Raw genomic sequence first — 15,077 nt, forward strand, 5'->3', positions numbered from 1 at the left:
GTTTCGTGTGAATTTGATTAATTCAGTTCAATTTATTTCTTTAATAGTATGTATATATATTTTATTTTTATTCATTTGATATTTGTTTTTTTGCAGTAATTTTATGCTTAAATTCTTGGTTTTAAACGTTTTGCTAAGTAGTTAACTTTCTTTTGCGACTGGTCTGATATTGATGTGTTGACAGTCTGCCTTAGGGCAAGGACATGCAATTTGCCAATTGGAAAATTCAAACGATTCAAGTAATGGGGTTGCTTTTGCACTTAACGGAAATAAGAAATTTTTGGAACATGATTTTGGTTATGAGGGCGATCCTCAGATTGTCTAGAAAAAGGGAAGTTATATACCAATATGCATCTCGCTTTGGCAAGCCGAAACACATTCAGCGATGTCAATGGAGAATGGAGAACCTCATACGAAGTGATACGAATTTTATCCCATAATGGGGATCGCACTTTAAGCAATGATGCATTCTGGAATACTTTTTGGAATTTAAATCAATTTTGGAATCTGATTACACCCGAGTGCTCCAATAAAAGGGTCCGGTCGCAGCTTGAAATGTATGACGCAAATGGTTGGTTGGCTAAAGAACCAGACGGAATGAAGTAAACACCCGTTATGGTTGCACAACATGAAATACCGTTTACTGTCGGGGCCTATCAGATGGGGATTAGAGATTATGACGACACCGATTTGTTAAAGTTTGGTTAAACCGACCGGACTGTTATAACAAACTTCCTCCAGCCAGCGTTATACTAGTAGTTTCATAATTTAGGTTAATAATTGGTTAGTTGATAAAAGCCTGAAGTTCCCCACTTCAGGTTTTTATTGTTATTCACTGAAATTGATAGCATGGCTTGATGTTTTTAATTATGCTAAAACCTATTAACAAACGTAAAATCATCGATATAACGGTCATTAAGATTTGTAAATCGTTCTGATTATCTGTAGTATTGTAGGTACACGCTAAAATGCGCGGCCTATGATGTTTGCTTCAACAAAAGCGATTAGCAAAGCCGCCTATCAAGATTATATGATCAAATTTATTCATTTTTTATTTTTAGGATTCTTTCTTTGGGAGAATATTTCTGCCCAAAAGCTTCCTGCCGACTATGTCAATCCGTTTATCGGTACCAGCAATTATGGAACAACCAATCCGGGAGCTCAGGTTCCTAACGGTTTAATGAATGTCTCCCCTTTTAATGTAATGGGGTCATCACTTAACGCATTTGATAAAGATGCAAGATGGTGGTCGACTCCCTATGAACATAGCAACAGCTATTTTACAGGTTTCTCGCATGTCAATTTAAGTGGAGTAGGATGTCCAGATATGGGAAGTTTGTTGTTGATGCCAACCTCGGGAAAACTGGAGGTTGATTACCATCAATATGGCAGTACCTATACGCAAGAGGTTGCCCATCCAGGATATTACAGCAACGTTTTGAAGAAATATAACATTAAGACGGAAGTTTCAGCCACAGCACGAGTGGGAGTTTCAAAATTTACTTTTCCAAAAGGGCAGGCAAATATCCTGCTCAATTTGGGCGAAGGTTTAACAAATGAAACGGGGGCGACAGTTCGTTATGTGAGTGATACTGAAATAGAAGGATCTAAGCTGTTGGGCTCTTTCTGCTACAGTAATAATCAAGCTGTTTACCCAATTTTCTTCGTCATGCGTGTCAATAAAAAGCCCGCAAAAAGAGGTTACTGGAAATTCCAGCGTGCGGGAGAAAAATGGGAAAATGACTGGAATAAAGATGCTGGAAAATATAAGATTTTTACAGACTATACAGATCAGCTTGCTGGAGATGATCTTGGCGCATTTTTTAGTTTTGATGTTCAGGAAAATGAAAGTTTAGAGGTACAGCTTGCCGTGTCGTTTGTGAGCGTTGATAATGCCCGTAAAAATCTAGAAGCCGAGCAGGCCGATTTGGGATTTGAGAAAACACATCAGCAGGCTTCTTTGCAATGGAATAATGCTTTGTCCAAGATACAGGTAGAGGGTGGAACGGAAGATCAGAAAACCGTGTTTTATACAGCACTATACCATGCCATGATTCATCCCAATGTTTTACAGGACGTGAATGGTGAATATCCCGCAATGGAGAGCCGGAAGACTCTGGTTGCAGCTCATAATCGTTATACAGTGTTTTCACTATGGGATACCTATAGAAATGTACAGCCGCTTATGTCGTTGGTTTATCCCGATAAGCAGGTGGGTATGATACGTTCCATGATCGATATGTATAACGAAAACGGTTGGATGCCCAAATGGGAATTGTATAGCCGAGAAAGCTATACGATGGATGGCGATCCCGCAATTCCTGTGATCGTTGATGCATGGATGAAAGGTATTCGGAACTTTGATATCAATACAGCTTATGAAGCCTTTTTGAAATCTGCCACTACAACTGATTCAACCAATAGAATTAGGCCTGACAATGCGGATTATGTGAAGTATGGGTATGTACCGTTGCGCGATTCGTTTGATAATTCCGTATCGCATGCGATAGAATATTATGTTGCGGACTGGAATTTAGCGCAGTTGGCTGCCTCTTTAGGGAAAACCGACGATGCGCAGCTTTTTGGTAAGCGGGCGCAGGGGTATAAACATTACTATTCTTCCGAGTATGGGACTTTCAGACCTATCCTCCCCACCGGCAAGTTTTTAAGTCCGTTTAATCCATTGATGGGTGCTAATTTTGAACCCAACCATGGGTTCCATGAAGGTAATGCCTGGAATTACAGTTTTGCAATTCCATTTGATATTCCTGGTTTGGTAAAATTGATGGGTGGAAAGGAAAAATTTGTAGATCGGCTTCAAGCAACGTTTGATAAGGGTTATTTTGATGTGACAAATGAACCGGATATGCTATATCCACATGTGTTTTCAGAAATTAAAGGCGAAGAATGGCGCACCCAAAAGTTGGTGAAAGAAATACTGGAAAAACATTTTACCAACAGCCCCGGTGGTATACCAGGTAATGATGACACGGGGACGATGTCCACATGGGCACTCATGAACATGATCGGGATTTATCCTTTTTGTCCGGGTAGACCAGATTATACCGTTGTAACCCCGGTATTTGATAAAGTAACTATTCAGCTCGATAAAAAATACTATCCAAATGCCAATAAAGTAACCATAAGACGCCAAAAAGAGGGGACTGGTGAATATATCAAAAAGATTGTGATCGACGGAAAACCATTCAGTGGATTTAAAATCAGTCACCAGACTTTAGTCAATAGCAAGGATATTCTAATTGTGACTGGAGATAGATAAATAAGCAAACTAAATTGAAAACTGATCTACACAATGAACTATATTAATTATGCGGTCTGCGCAGGCCTATTATCTTTGATTGGTTGTGCTTCGCTAAAGAGCTCCAGTGAAAGTTCTTATGCAACGTATGTAAATCCTTTTATCGGAACGGACTTTACCGGAAATACATATCCAGGCGCACAATCCCCCTTTGGGATGGTGCAGCTAAGTCCGGATAATGGACTGCCCGGCTGGGACCGTATTTCCGGATACTTTTATCCCGACAGTACAATTTCTGGCTTTAGCCATACCCATTTAAGTGGTACCGGGGCAGGTGACTTATACGATATATCTTTCATGCCGGTGACATTGCCTTATCATGAAGCGGAAGCTCCGCTTGGTATACATTCGAAGTTTTCCCACAAAGACGAAAAGGCACATGCAGGATATTATCAGGTAAAACTGGTTGATTATGATATCAATGTAGAACTGACGGCAACAGCACGTTGTGGTATTCAGCGCTATACTTTTCCAAAGGCAGAATCTGCCGTATTTTTAGATTTAAAGAAAGCAATGAACTGGGATGCGACTACAGATTCGCGCATCGAAGTGGTAGATTCTGTGACTATTCGTGGCTATCGATTTTCTGAAGGCTGGGCCAGAGGGCAACGTGTCTATTTTGAAACTCGTTTTTCCAAACCTTTTACAGCTGTTCATATTGATAGCACGGTCATATTATCAAGTACTGATACCACAGCGAAGAATGCAACGCGAATCGGTACAGCCTATAAAGCCCGATTTGATTTTAAAACTGCCGAAGGTGAACAGGTAACGCTTAGCACTGCACTTTCGGGCGTAAGCATGGAAGGTGCTTCCAAAAATTTGAAAGCGGAAGTTCCTAAAGATGATTTTGACTATTATTTGAAAGAGGCAGAGCAAAATTGGAACAATGAATTGGGTAGGGTTGCCATCGAAACCAAAGACAAAGAGGAGCAGGTTAAGTTCTATACAGCATTGTATCATTCCATGCTTGCACCGACAATTTTTAGTGACGTTGATGGTGCTTATATGGGTGCTGACCGAAAAATACATCAGACTGAAGGCTGGACCAACTACAGTACATTTTCCCTTTGGGATACCTATAGAGCTTCACATCCCTTATTTACTTATATTGATCCTAATCGTGTAAACGATATGATTAAATCGTTCATCGCTTTTTATGAACAACATGGCCGATTGCCAGTATGGAATATTTACGGGAGTGAAACAGATATGATGATCGGGAATCATGCAATTCCTGTCATTGTAGATGCATATTTAAAAGGAATCGGTGATTTTGATGCTGCAAAAGCATTAGAAGCCTGTGTTGCGACAGCTAATATCGACAATTATAGAGGAATAGGTCTGTATAAAAAATTGGGCTATGTTCCCTATGATGTAAAGGATGAATATAATGCTGAAAACTGGTCGCTATCGAGAACACTTGAATATGCATACGATGATCATTGTATCGCCATGATGGCAGATAAGATGGGAGAGAAAGAAATTGCGGGAACATTTTTTTCTAGAGCGCAGAACTACAAAAATGTTTATAATCCGTCGACTTCATTTATGCAGCCCCGGGATAGTAGAGGTAAATTTATCACCCCATTTGATCCCGAAGAGTATAGTGCGCATATCTGTGAGAGTAATGCTTGGCAATATTTCTGGTCGGTGCAGCATGATATCCCTGGATTGATTAAGCTTGTTGGTGGGCAAGAACGCTTCGCTCAGAAGTTGGACAGCATGTTCACATTTCATCCTTCGGATACCAGCAAACTACCAATTTTTAGTACAGGTATGATTGGTCAATATGCACATGGCAACGAGCCAAGTCACCATGCACTCTATTTATTTAATGCTGTTGGACGACCTTGGAAAACACAGCAATATGCAGCAGAGGTTATGAATAAACTTTATTTAAATACTCCTGCTGGATTGAGTGGAAATGATGATTGTGGACAGATGTCAGCTTGGTATGTATTCAGCTCGTTGGGTTTTTACCCCGTTGATCCTATCAGTGGGAAATATGAGATCGGCACACCTTTGTTTGAAAAAGCCGAATTAAAACTGTCCAATGGAAAGAAATTTACTGTAAAAGCTAATCAGGTGAGCAAATCCAAAATTTATATACAAGCTGTTACCCTTGACGGTAAACCTCTTGAAACAAGTTATATTACACATGAACAGATTATGTCAGGTGCGACATTAGTGTTTGAAATGGGCGAGAAACCAGGACCGGTGTGGTACAAAAATGAGTAGCCTCATTTCTATTTAGATAGATCTTTTTAAACGCAGCCTCCAAATGAATATTCAATGAATTTGGGGGCTGCTTGTTTTCTCTGCTGGACTATTAAGGCTTTTGTAAAAGTAGGTTGTGCTACACGGCAAGCCATTGGGAAGAAGAGCGTAATTTGGAATATCACCGACAATAGTCCAGCCACATTTTTGGTACATGAAATATGCGGCGCTATCAGTTACCGTGTCGAGCACCATGAGTGTCTTATTTAGAGCAATGGCTATCTTTTCAATTCGCTGAAGCAATTTCTGTGCAATACCCATTCTCCGAAAATCAGAATGAACCAGCATTTTGGCAACATCTGCACGATGTGCCTGATTGGTAGGAAGATCAATCTGCAATTGAACTGTTCCGAAGAGCTGATTTGTCACGCTATTTTTGGCCACAATTAATACAGTTTTCTGCTGTTTGACCTTATCCAGGACTTCGGACCAGAACCTGCTCGCCTGTTCAACCGTCAAATCGTCCATAAAACCTATAGAGGCACCTCCTTGGACAACGTTAAAAGTCAAGTGTACGAGTTGAGTAATTAAGATGTCACTGGATTCTTTGATTTCTTCAATGACATATTCTATAGTGGAAGTAAGCATGGAAAGGCATGTTTGATTGTATATCTTTTTTCCCTTCGGGTAAAAGCAAAATGGACGACATATAGCCAGTCAAGTATTCCGCGACTTAAAGCCAAAAGAATTGATCTAGAACGGTCCCAAGAAGTGATGACGGCTAGGGCGTATTCCTGATTGCGTTATTGTCTGTGTCTTTTATTTACTGATCTCCTGACCATAAACTGTACCCGAAGCGAATATAAACAGGATAAATAACCTAAACTGTTTTTAATATTTTAGTGTGCTTTTCTTACTTTGAGTTCTTCATTGATCTCTTTTATTCTTTTGAAATTGAGTATTGCAATTGGGGATAAAGCAAAGGGAATAGCCATTAGTGCACTAAATCCTTTAGTGATTGATGTATATATCCCCGTGCCCAACAAGATAAATAGCATAATGGTTAGCATCCAAGTGACGACGAGGGTGTTTTTCCTATTGTTATGCAGCTCTTCTATAGTCATTCCGTTTAAAGGTCTATTATTCATAATTTCTTCGGTTTATACCTCTAATTTCTATAATTCTATCTAAGAAACAAAGTGTTTTATGTTAAATTTCGTATAAATATTAATAGATTCAATATTTTTGATGAAAATGTTAAATAGATTTTGGGAATTTGATCATTTTAAGGAGAAATGATAGATCTATCTGTTTCAAAGTTGTACAAAAAACATGATATCGCCATATAACTCGTAAGGATTATTTAAACGGCTACGAATCTTAAAATAATCACGGCGAATATAAAATGTCAAGAAAGTTTAATTTCAAAAATATGTTATTTGCCAAATGAGATTGATACGCTAAATTATTGTTCAGTAAAGTAGCCGGTCATGCTGGATGGCAATCATGATGTCAATAAATAACCAATAATTGAATACGGCACGCGCTTTGAACCATGATCCCTAGACACAAGTAGCGGTGCATTTGGATAGCGATTAGGGGGGAAATAGTGTAAAATGTTTAACTTAATGTTGCGATGATAAAACAAAGAAATATGTGGTATTTGCTCATCATTTTATCAATGATGGCATCATCCTGTAAGAGTAAAATAACAGCACAGCAGCCATCAACGCCTATTGCATTGGTGGATACCGTAAAGCCAGATTGGTATCGTGAAAACTATGGTCAGGTTGTTATGATTGACGATGATTTAGTGGTTAAAAAAAACGACAGTTATTTAATAGACCTTCCTTTGCAGATCCTTCCAGATTCTACCTATATTTTCTTTTTGAACGCTAGAATTCCAGTGGAGTTATTTAAAAAAGCAAATGAATTTTATCCCGATCTTCAAAAATTTGTGTTGATTGTACCAGATCGGGCATTTTATGATCGGATTGCTGAACAGGCGTCAAAACAAGGTATGTGTATAGAACCAACGACGACCAATTTTTATTATTATATTAATAGACAGGACGGTGTGGTTAGGGTTGATAGTATTCGTCGTTCAGGTGATGATAATCCGGTATTTGATTTCTTTAAACCCGTATCTACAAAAAATATGCTAACAGTTTATAGGAAGGAAAGTTATGGATCCGTCTGTTGTCCACGTGATCCGAAGTGGGATACTGCTCATGAAGCTGAATCTTTCTTACGTGATTTTGAAAGACGGCATTACCTGAACATTACAAGAGGGAGATATGTGCAAATGGAAGGGAAAGAAGGTGAAAAAAGTATCTACTACACGTTGCCTGGATTATCCTCTGTACAGCGATTGGATTTTTTAGCTAATGTATATGCACAATGGACTAGCCCTAAAGATAACCGCGAAACACCCATTTTATCTCAGCTATTCGCCCCACAACTCGTTCCGATGGTAACTGAAGGATTTAATAAAATGAAAGAGTTGCCCTAGCGCGAGAAGTTATAGGTTAAATGATTCAATAGTGATGTTTTTTTTTTCTCATTTAAGATAAAGCTATTCGATCAGCTTAACCTCAAACATTTTATCCCAGTTTTTGCCAGTCACGAAAAAGGTATTCGATTTTCGATTGTAGGCGATCCCATTGAGTACATCCAAATCGACATGTTGCGTTACTTTTTCACGTAATTTGGAAAGATCCACCAATGCCTCTACGGTGCCTGTTTTAGGGTCGATCCGTCCAATGACATCTTCCATATAGAAATTTGCATATATTTTTCCATTTACCCATTCCATTTCATTGATCTGATCGACCATAGCTGTGTTCGTCGCGGCACGAATATAGTCCGATTTTGATAAGTCATGTGGATTGAGTATATAGATGTAATCCGAACCATTGGACATGTATAGGTTTTTGCCGTCAGAAGTCAGGCCCCAACCTTCCATTGGCTGAAAGTAAGGCAGTTTACTAACAAGGGCTAGGGTGTTTATATCGTATACATAGGCTGTATTATTTTTATAGGTCAATTGATATAATTTTCCATTCAGGACAGTGGCGCCTTCGCCAAAAATTGAATCATCCAATTCAATTTTCTTGATGGGTGCACCAGTTTTAGGATTTGTAATGCGAATACTCGATTTACCTTTATTTCCACTTGGTCCAATACCATTTCCCGTGCTTTCGATTAGGTTATTACCATAAAACTCTAAGCCTTGCGTATAAGCTTTAATATCATGTGGATAAATATTTACAATGCTATACTGGAGCAAGCGAGGAGGAGCAGAAGCGAATAAATCTATGCTTATTGTATTTTCTTCTTGTTTTCCATCACTAAACACTACTGCTTTAATAATCTGTTTCCCAAATTTTTCATGTTTTAATGAATATTTGAATGACGCATTGCCCCTTACTTGTCCAATCTGTTTATTATTGATGTAATAGACCACAGTATCTAATTTCTGCTTCTTCTCACGATTTATTTTTAAAACCAAATCTTCTCCCAGTGCATAGCGCTGTTTGATACTGTCAAAGGTAAATGTTGGACTTTCTTCGGGCTGTCCAGATTGGGAATTTGAAGTCCTACTGGTGTTATTGTGATTATTTTCATTACAGCCGCTCAAAACGGCCATAATCATGAAACTAATTAGATAAGATTTTTTCTTCATTGAGATGGTATGCTTGTTTTATCATCTTGTAATAAGCAGGAAAAAGAGATGCCTGAAAAGAGCGGCTGTTATATATCTCGTTACTCAAAATTAACTAAATTGTTTTTTATATGCAATTCAATTACTTTTTATTAAAAAAAGGGAATCTTTTTTGAGGAAAAAAATGAACCATTGTATACAGTTCGATTGTTATAACAATATGGAACAATCTTATTTTTCTGGAACAAGTGGTATCCTTTTGCCATATAAAAATAGAAGTTTTTATCCCAAGCATTTAGAGGGAAAGAGCCGCCTTGCCGTATACAGCTTATTATTTAATTCTTTGGAGGTGAACAGTTCTTTCTATAAAATTCCCCTTGAAGAAACTGTTAGAAGATGGTCCGAAGAAACAGCAGACTGCTTTCGATTTACTTTTAAATTATGGAAAGGAATTACGCATGAAAAGGAACTCAGGTTTGATCCACAGGATGTAGTTAGATTTCTATCCGTTATTGATGGTGTCGGTCAAAAGAAAGGATGTCTGCTTATACAATTACCGCCCTCATGTAAATTTACTTCCATTGGAAAGCTTACTGTGCTATTGGACTGTATCAGTCAGGATCAGAGAAGTGAGGCCTGGAAGGTATGCATAGAATTTAGAAACGATTCTTGGTATAGGGAAGAAACTCTGACTCTGTTAAAATCATATGGAATGCATGTTGTTATCCATGATAAGGATACTCGTGGCATGCGTCTTCAATATACCGATACTAAAATTATCTATATGCGTCTCCATGGGCCGGATGGTGACTATCGGGGAAACTATTCAGACAGTGTACTGAGGGAATACAGTACCTATATCAATAGTTGGATCGCAGAGGCAAAAGAGGTGTATGTTTATTTTAATAATACCATTGGATCGGCACTTGCTAACTTGAATACATTGACGGAATATATCACAGCGAGCAAAGCATCATCTCTTTAAAACTATTTTCTCTTTAAAGGATCCGATTACGGATATATTCAGTTCCCATACAACCATCCCAGCCCTCATGTTCACGCATAATTCGCTGGTATGCTGCTGTCAATGCCTGAACCTTCGTCAATAAAGGTATACCTCTCCGGATGCAGTCATGATCGGAGAAAGTTCCAGCCTTATCGTACCATTGAAGCCAACCGAGTAATTCTTGTCGAGTCATTAGCTTTAATTGATCGAAAAGCATCTTATCTTTTAAGCCTAAAAGCTGATAACGCCAATCATTTCGATGCGATTCCATTGCTAGAATTTTTGGCAGCTGATGATCGATGATCTGTTTGATAAAAGATTCCATAATTTCAAATTTTAGTTGTTGAACATAAGTTGTGCATGGGTGTTCGAAAAAGCTTTATATTTTCTTTTCATATGGATACGCAAGATTTCTTTGTATATATATTCTACAGCCTTCATTTTAGAGATCTGCTGTACTCCATTTTCAATGCATTTGCGATCGGTATAGTTTCCTTTTGGATTATTCCATTGTAGCCAATCAAGCAGCATTTCTTTTTCAAGTTTTTCAAGCCTTTGCTGTAAGCCCACTAATTCACTTTCTCTAAGCTGCTCGCGCCAGTCGGACCAAATGGAGTTCGATATTGCTGTTCTTTTCTCTTTGAATTTGTTTACCATGTATTTCTTTAAATCTGATTTGTAAAATCTATTAGATAATTAGCTTGCTGATAATAGCGTTGCCAAGTTTACTTTTCATAAATAGCTCAATCTGTTTCAATAATTCCAGGCTTACTTCGGGTACCCTCTCGAGATCCCTTATAAACCATTTCTGAATGACTGGATGCTGTTTGGAACGCTGTTCGAATTTAACGACTTCAGCTCTCGATGATTTTCCTTCTGGATCATAGTATGACCACAGTACAATGAAAATCGTATTCGGATCTTCATCGGGATAGGGGGTATGAAAGCGAACGATGTCACCAACGTGCAACTCCTTATTGTCATAACCTGTGATTTGTTCCATAAAAGTGTCGTCTAAAACTGATAATCAAATATACTAATAATGTTAGTATTTAAAAATTATTACTAAAAATTTTATTCTTTTAGTAGGCGCTCGTTGATTCTGTTAGGCGGAACATATCCTTTGAGCGGTTTTTCGCTACATGTTATTTTTATTGTTAGCAGCTGGTTGAATTTTGGGGATGTAGCTTTTGCCTATTCTAGCGTTTTGATGACCAATAATGGGGCTTGAGGCGTTGAACTTCATGGGGAGAAGAGTTCGTAAGAATATGGATAGCTGCAACACGTGCACCGTTATATTTAACGGTGCATGGCATATCAGTTCTGTAAACAGCAGTACTCTATAACGTGTTGTATTTAATTGTTTTATCTGTTATTAAACTCATTTTTTGAGTTAGGTAGTTTTATTTTAAAAATATAATAAGGCAATTCCACCTCGTCGATTCCCTTATTCCATTGTGGATCTTTAAAAAGCTGTGCGCAAGAAAAATAAAGATATCCATCTTCGCCGATCCCCATAGAATCAGGCCATAATATGCGTCGGTCCTGGACTAAGTTATGCAATTTTCCATCAGGACTTAAATATTTTATGCTATAATCGATGGATGAAGTTAGGTAAATATTTCCGTTCATATCTGATAGTAAGCCATGTGTGATACTTACTTGTCCTTTGTCTTCAACTTTCCCCTCCAGATCTCGTTTCCCTTAGCGTTACAAAGCGGTATGTTATAAGCTTCATAGCGGGCCGATGCCTTTATAAAATAACTGTCTTTCGGCTAGTATTGTTTTAATAAGGAAAAGCTTTATCAAGTTTTTATAGCTGTACTGTCTTGCTTTCAAGTATATTTCTTTATAGCTATCCGTATATGGAATGAATGATTCCGATTTGAATCCACTTGAATTTTAGATGCCCAAATTTTTAGATAAGGTGATCTCAATAAATAACCACTAAGTAGAGATCTACAATAGCATTCCACATAAAAGCTTTTCAATTTCCTTGGCATGCGTGACCGTCATAAAATGTCCCGCACCCTTAATCATAAAGTTGGACTTTACATTCTTGATAGTCTTACGGTGATTTTTGACGATAATCTTTTTGCATAAATGGTCAGTGATTCATGGGGGCTTGGCGTAATCCAATCTAGATATTCGATGTCAAGCGAACCAAAGTTTATCTTGCTAAATACCCGTTGGTCTACACCTAATCCGCTTATGATATATATTTTGGTATCAGTTGTTTTCATTGAATCAAGTGTTTGGATACATTTATGGAGACAGCTGCTGGATGATCACTTTAAATAAATAGGGGCAAAATAATGATTAAAAATCAATTTTCGCCCCTGTTTTATATAACGGAGTAACATAATTTTAGTGCAGCGGTTATTGCTCCTATTTTACGACAGGCTCGCTAAACTTTTCGCTTCAAAAGTGGACAGTTCGTTGTATTTTTCGGCCTGTACTTTCTTTACCCAATTTGGATCTTGTAAGAGAGCCCTTCCCACGGCGACAAGGTCAAAGTCGCCCCGTTCATACCGACGGACCAATTCGTCTAGCGACGCAGGTGAAGATTCGAATTCGGAGTCTTTAAATACGTCGCCAAAGTCTTTATCAAGGCCTACAGATCCAACTGTGATTGTGGGTTGTCCGGAGATCTTTTTAAGCCAGCCGGCGAAATTCAAATCACTGCCTTCAAATTCTGCTTCCCAATAACGGCGTTGGCTTCCATGGAAAATGTCGACACCGGCATCCGTCAATGGTAGGATCCAATCTTCCATTGCTCCAGGGGTAGGAGCAAGCTTGGCCGTATAGTCCTGTTGTTTCCATTGTGATAATCTCAGGATAATCACAAAATCCGGTCCTACAGCTTTTCGCATGGCTTTAACAACTTCCACAGCAAATTTAGAACGCTCCTTAATCGTTTTTCCTCCAAATTCGTCAGTTCGATGATTCATTCCTTCCCAAAAAAACTGATCGATCAAATAACCGTGGGCACCATGGATTTCAAAAGCATCAAAGCCGAGATCTTTCGCAGACTTGGCTGCGGCAGCGTATGCCTGTATGGTGGCTTCTATGTCAGCCAATGTCATCGTATCCGGACTCTCAAATGCTGCCGGCGGCGTCCATTGCATTGGGGTATAACCGACATGCCATATTTGAGGGGCTATTTTTCCGCCTTTGCTATGCACAGCATCAACAATATTCTTCCAGCCATTTAAAGCTTGATCACCATAAAAATTGGGAATGTCTTTTAAATTTTTTGAAGAAGGTCTTTCAATTACTGTACCCTCTGTTAAGATTAAGCCGACATCACCAGCAGCACGCCGCTCATAATAACCAGCTACGGCGCTATCGGGAATTCCGTCCAAAGAGAATGCTCTCGTCATTGGTGCCATGACAAAGCGGTTTTTCAATTTTAAATTCTTATATTCAAAGGGATTAAAAAGTGTTTGTATGCTCATTTTTCTTGTTTAAATTGTAAATCTCCACAAAGATATTTTAAATAGTGTATATTTGTAACTATTATTAGTATAAACTAGTTACCTTTGTGTAACTATTCTCAAAACATCAAATGAAAAGGACTGAATTTAAAAGCTGTTCCTGTGCGATGCAGCGCTCGATGGCAATTTTAGGTACGAGGTGGAAACCTGTCATTATTTATACACTGCGTGATCGGAAAGCCCGATTTGGTCAGCTCGATGCGTTGATAGAAAACATTTCCCGCAAGGTTCTGACCAGCTCATTAAAAGAATTGGAAGAGGATGGTGTTATTCTTAGAGAAGAATATAAGGAACTGCCACCACGCGTCGAATATTCTTTAACTGAGAAAGGTAAAGCCTTAATTCCTATTATGTGCCAATTGGCTAAATGGAACGAATCCTTTTACGAAGAACCAGAATTACCAGAATTAATAGCGTAGGTAGCGCGTAAAAAGTAAATAGCGAATTACTGTTTTTGTACCGAGTTTGTCTTAATTCCTGCCTGATGGATAGCATAGAATTACCCCTATGCGGAGGTGTATGTATGTAACTTGGCCTATTAAGCATCCTTCCCCTGGGAATCCATCTTTTTCCAGATTGACGGAAAAAACTGGCATGTCATAGTGATTCAGATTGATCAAATATAATCCGAGCGAAACTTGATTTTTTTATTCACTTATACTTGTTTTATTTTTCGGTATTGAAAATAGAGTATAATGGAATATCATAATATTTTCCATCTTTTTTTAGATGCTGTTTCAATAGCGCTTCTTTTTCCATGCCTATTTTTTCCATGACCTTTCCCGAAGCGGGGTTATGTGGAAAGTAGGTCGCAAAAATCTTGTTAAAATGCAGTTCATTAAATCCAAAGTCAATGATTGCTTTTGCTGCTTCCGTGACATAACCCTTATTCCAATAAGGAATAGCAATCCAGTATCCCAGTTCAGCCTTATCCGAGCCTTCATCGTGTAATCCGATCGCGCCAATCAGTTTTTTGTCTTTATTTCTGATAGCAAATGTAAAACCTTTACGAGTGATATATGCTTCTTCTGCTAATTTAAGCCAATATTCAGCATCTTCTTTTCGGTATGGATAAGGAATATTTGATGTAAAGTCCGAATATACTTTATCTTGAAGATAGTCGACAATCTGCGGAATATCAGAAGCAGTAATTGCATTGAGAATAAGTCGTTCTGTTTCTAGTTGTGGGAAATCTTTCATTTGATTAAGTCCTCAATTCAGTTTAAACGAAATTGCGAGTGATGTAAGTGGTGGCAAATGTAATAATTTTCATAAATTTCAGGTGAATAACATTTCTCTTTGGTATGCATATACACGCTTATTTCTAGAATCGATAGCATTGCGCATATATTTTTAAAATAAATTTTATAA

General features: G+C 38.3%; 14 protein-coding genes and 1 pseudogene. 6 read left to right on the plus strand and 9 right to left on the minus strand.

The annotated features are described in order from the left end of the window. Positions 1–336 precede the first annotated feature (336 nt). The 3 genes and pseudogenes from VXM68_RS12705 to VXM68_RS12715 form a co-directional block, all read left to right on the plus strand. A pseudogene (locus VXM68_RS12705) lies at positions 337–606 on the plus strand (glycoside hydrolase domain-containing protein); the annotation flags it as partial. A 373-nt stretch (positions 607–979) separates the two neighbouring features. Continuing rightward, on the plus strand, positions 980–3,280 hold the full coding sequence (locus VXM68_RS12710) for a GH92 family glycosyl hydrolase (protein ID WP_367208916.1): 2,301 nt from the start codon (positions 980–982) through the stop codon (positions 3,278–3,280). Positions 3,281–3,313: 33 nt separating this feature from the next. Next, a complete protein-coding gene (locus VXM68_RS12715; protein ID WP_367208917.1) occupies positions 3,314–5,560 on the plus strand; it encodes a GH92 family glycosyl hydrolase in 2,247 nt (748 codons plus the stop codon). Positions 5,561–5,611: 51 nt separating this feature from the next. Here VXM68_RS12715 and VXM68_RS12720 read toward each other — a convergent pair whose 3' ends face one another. Then, the gene (locus tag VXM68_RS12720; protein ID WP_293955460.1) at positions 5,612–6,187 is read right to left on the minus strand and encodes an N-acetyltransferase; all 576 of its coding nucleotides are present in this window, start codon (positions 6,185–6,187) and stop codon (positions 5,612–5,614) included. 251 nt (positions 6,188–6,438) lie between these two features. Then, positions 6,439–6,687 (minus strand): redox-active disulfide protein 2, encoded by a 249-nt coding sequence (locus tag VXM68_RS12725; RefSeq protein ID WP_293955459.1) that lies wholly within the window; start codon positions 6,685–6,687, stop codon positions 6,439–6,441. A 488-nt stretch (positions 6,688–7,175) separates the two neighbouring features. Between VXM68_RS12725 and VXM68_RS12730 the strand changes: the two genes are divergently transcribed. Continuing rightward, on the plus strand, positions 7,176–8,051 hold the full coding sequence (locus VXM68_RS12730; protein ID WP_367208918.1) for a hypothetical protein: 876 nt from the start codon (positions 7,176–7,178) through the stop codon (positions 8,049–8,051). A gap of 63 nt (positions 8,052–8,114) precedes the next feature. Here VXM68_RS12730 and VXM68_RS12735 read toward each other — a convergent pair whose 3' ends face one another. Continuing rightward, positions 8,115–9,224, minus strand: coding sequence for a glutaminyl-peptide cyclotransferase (locus tag VXM68_RS12735; RefSeq protein WP_367208919.1), 1,110 nt, complete (start codon positions 9,222–9,224; stop codon positions 8,115–8,117). A 199-nt stretch (positions 9,225–9,423) separates the two neighbouring features. Here VXM68_RS12735 and VXM68_RS12740 point away from each other — a divergent pair, with 199 nt between their 5' ends. Further along, entirely contained in the window at positions 9,424–10,188 is a 765-nt protein-coding gene (locus VXM68_RS12740; RefSeq protein WP_312362762.1) for a DUF72 domain-containing protein, read from the plus strand. Between the two features lie 13 nt (positions 10,189–10,201). Here the strand turns inward: VXM68_RS12740 and VXM68_RS12745 are convergent, their stop codons facing one another. The 5 genes from VXM68_RS12745 to VXM68_RS12765 all read right to left on the minus strand — a co-directional run bounded on the left by VXM68_RS12745 (position 10,202) and on the right by VXM68_RS12765 (position 13,667). Next, a complete protein-coding gene (locus tag VXM68_RS12745) occupies positions 10,202–10,534 on the minus strand; it encodes a hypothetical protein (protein ID WP_367208920.1) in 333 nt (110 codons plus the stop codon). Between the two features lie 11 nt (positions 10,535–10,545). Next, a complete protein-coding gene (locus VXM68_RS12750) occupies positions 10,546–10,866 on the minus strand; it encodes a hypothetical protein (protein WP_293955454.1) in 321 nt (106 codons plus the stop codon). 31 nt (positions 10,867–10,897) lie between these two features. Next, positions 10,898–11,212: a hypothetical protein gene (locus VXM68_RS12755; RefSeq protein ID WP_367208921.1), complete on the minus strand. Its 315-nt coding sequence runs from the start codon at positions 11,210–11,212 to the stop codon at positions 10,898–10,900. Positions 11,213–11,574: 362 nt separating this feature from the next. Further along, positions 11,575–11,841, minus strand: a complete 267-nt coding sequence (locus VXM68_RS12760) for a hypothetical protein (RefSeq protein WP_367208922.1) — start codon at positions 11,839–11,841, stop codon at positions 11,575–11,577. 761 nt (positions 11,842–12,602) lie between these two features. After that, positions 12,603–13,667: an NADH:flavin oxidoreductase gene (locus tag VXM68_RS12765; protein ID WP_367208923.1), complete on the minus strand. Its 1,065-nt coding sequence runs from the start codon at positions 13,665–13,667 to the stop codon at positions 12,603–12,605. A gap of 110 nt (positions 13,668–13,777) precedes the next feature. On the opposite strand from VXM68_RS12765, the gene VXM68_RS12770 reads away from it, so the two are divergent. Then, positions 13,778–14,125 carry a helix-turn-helix domain-containing protein gene (locus VXM68_RS12770; RefSeq protein WP_293904149.1) on the plus strand — a complete coding sequence of 116 codons (348 nt, stop codon included), beginning with the start codon at positions 13,778–13,780 and terminating at the stop codon, positions 14,123–14,125. Positions 14,126–14,372: 247 nt separating this feature from the next. Here the strand turns inward: VXM68_RS12770 and VXM68_RS12775 are convergent, their stop codons facing one another. Next, the gene (locus tag VXM68_RS12775; protein WP_367208924.1) at positions 14,373–14,906 is read right to left on the minus strand and encodes a GNAT family N-acetyltransferase; all 534 of its coding nucleotides are present in this window, start codon (positions 14,904–14,906) and stop codon (positions 14,373–14,375) included. Positions 14,907–15,077 lie beyond the last annotated feature (171 nt).

Source organism: Sphingobacterium sp. R2 (genome assembly GCF_040760075.1).
GTDB lineage: Bacteria > Bacteroidota > Bacteroidia > Sphingobacteriales > Sphingobacteriaceae > Sphingobacterium.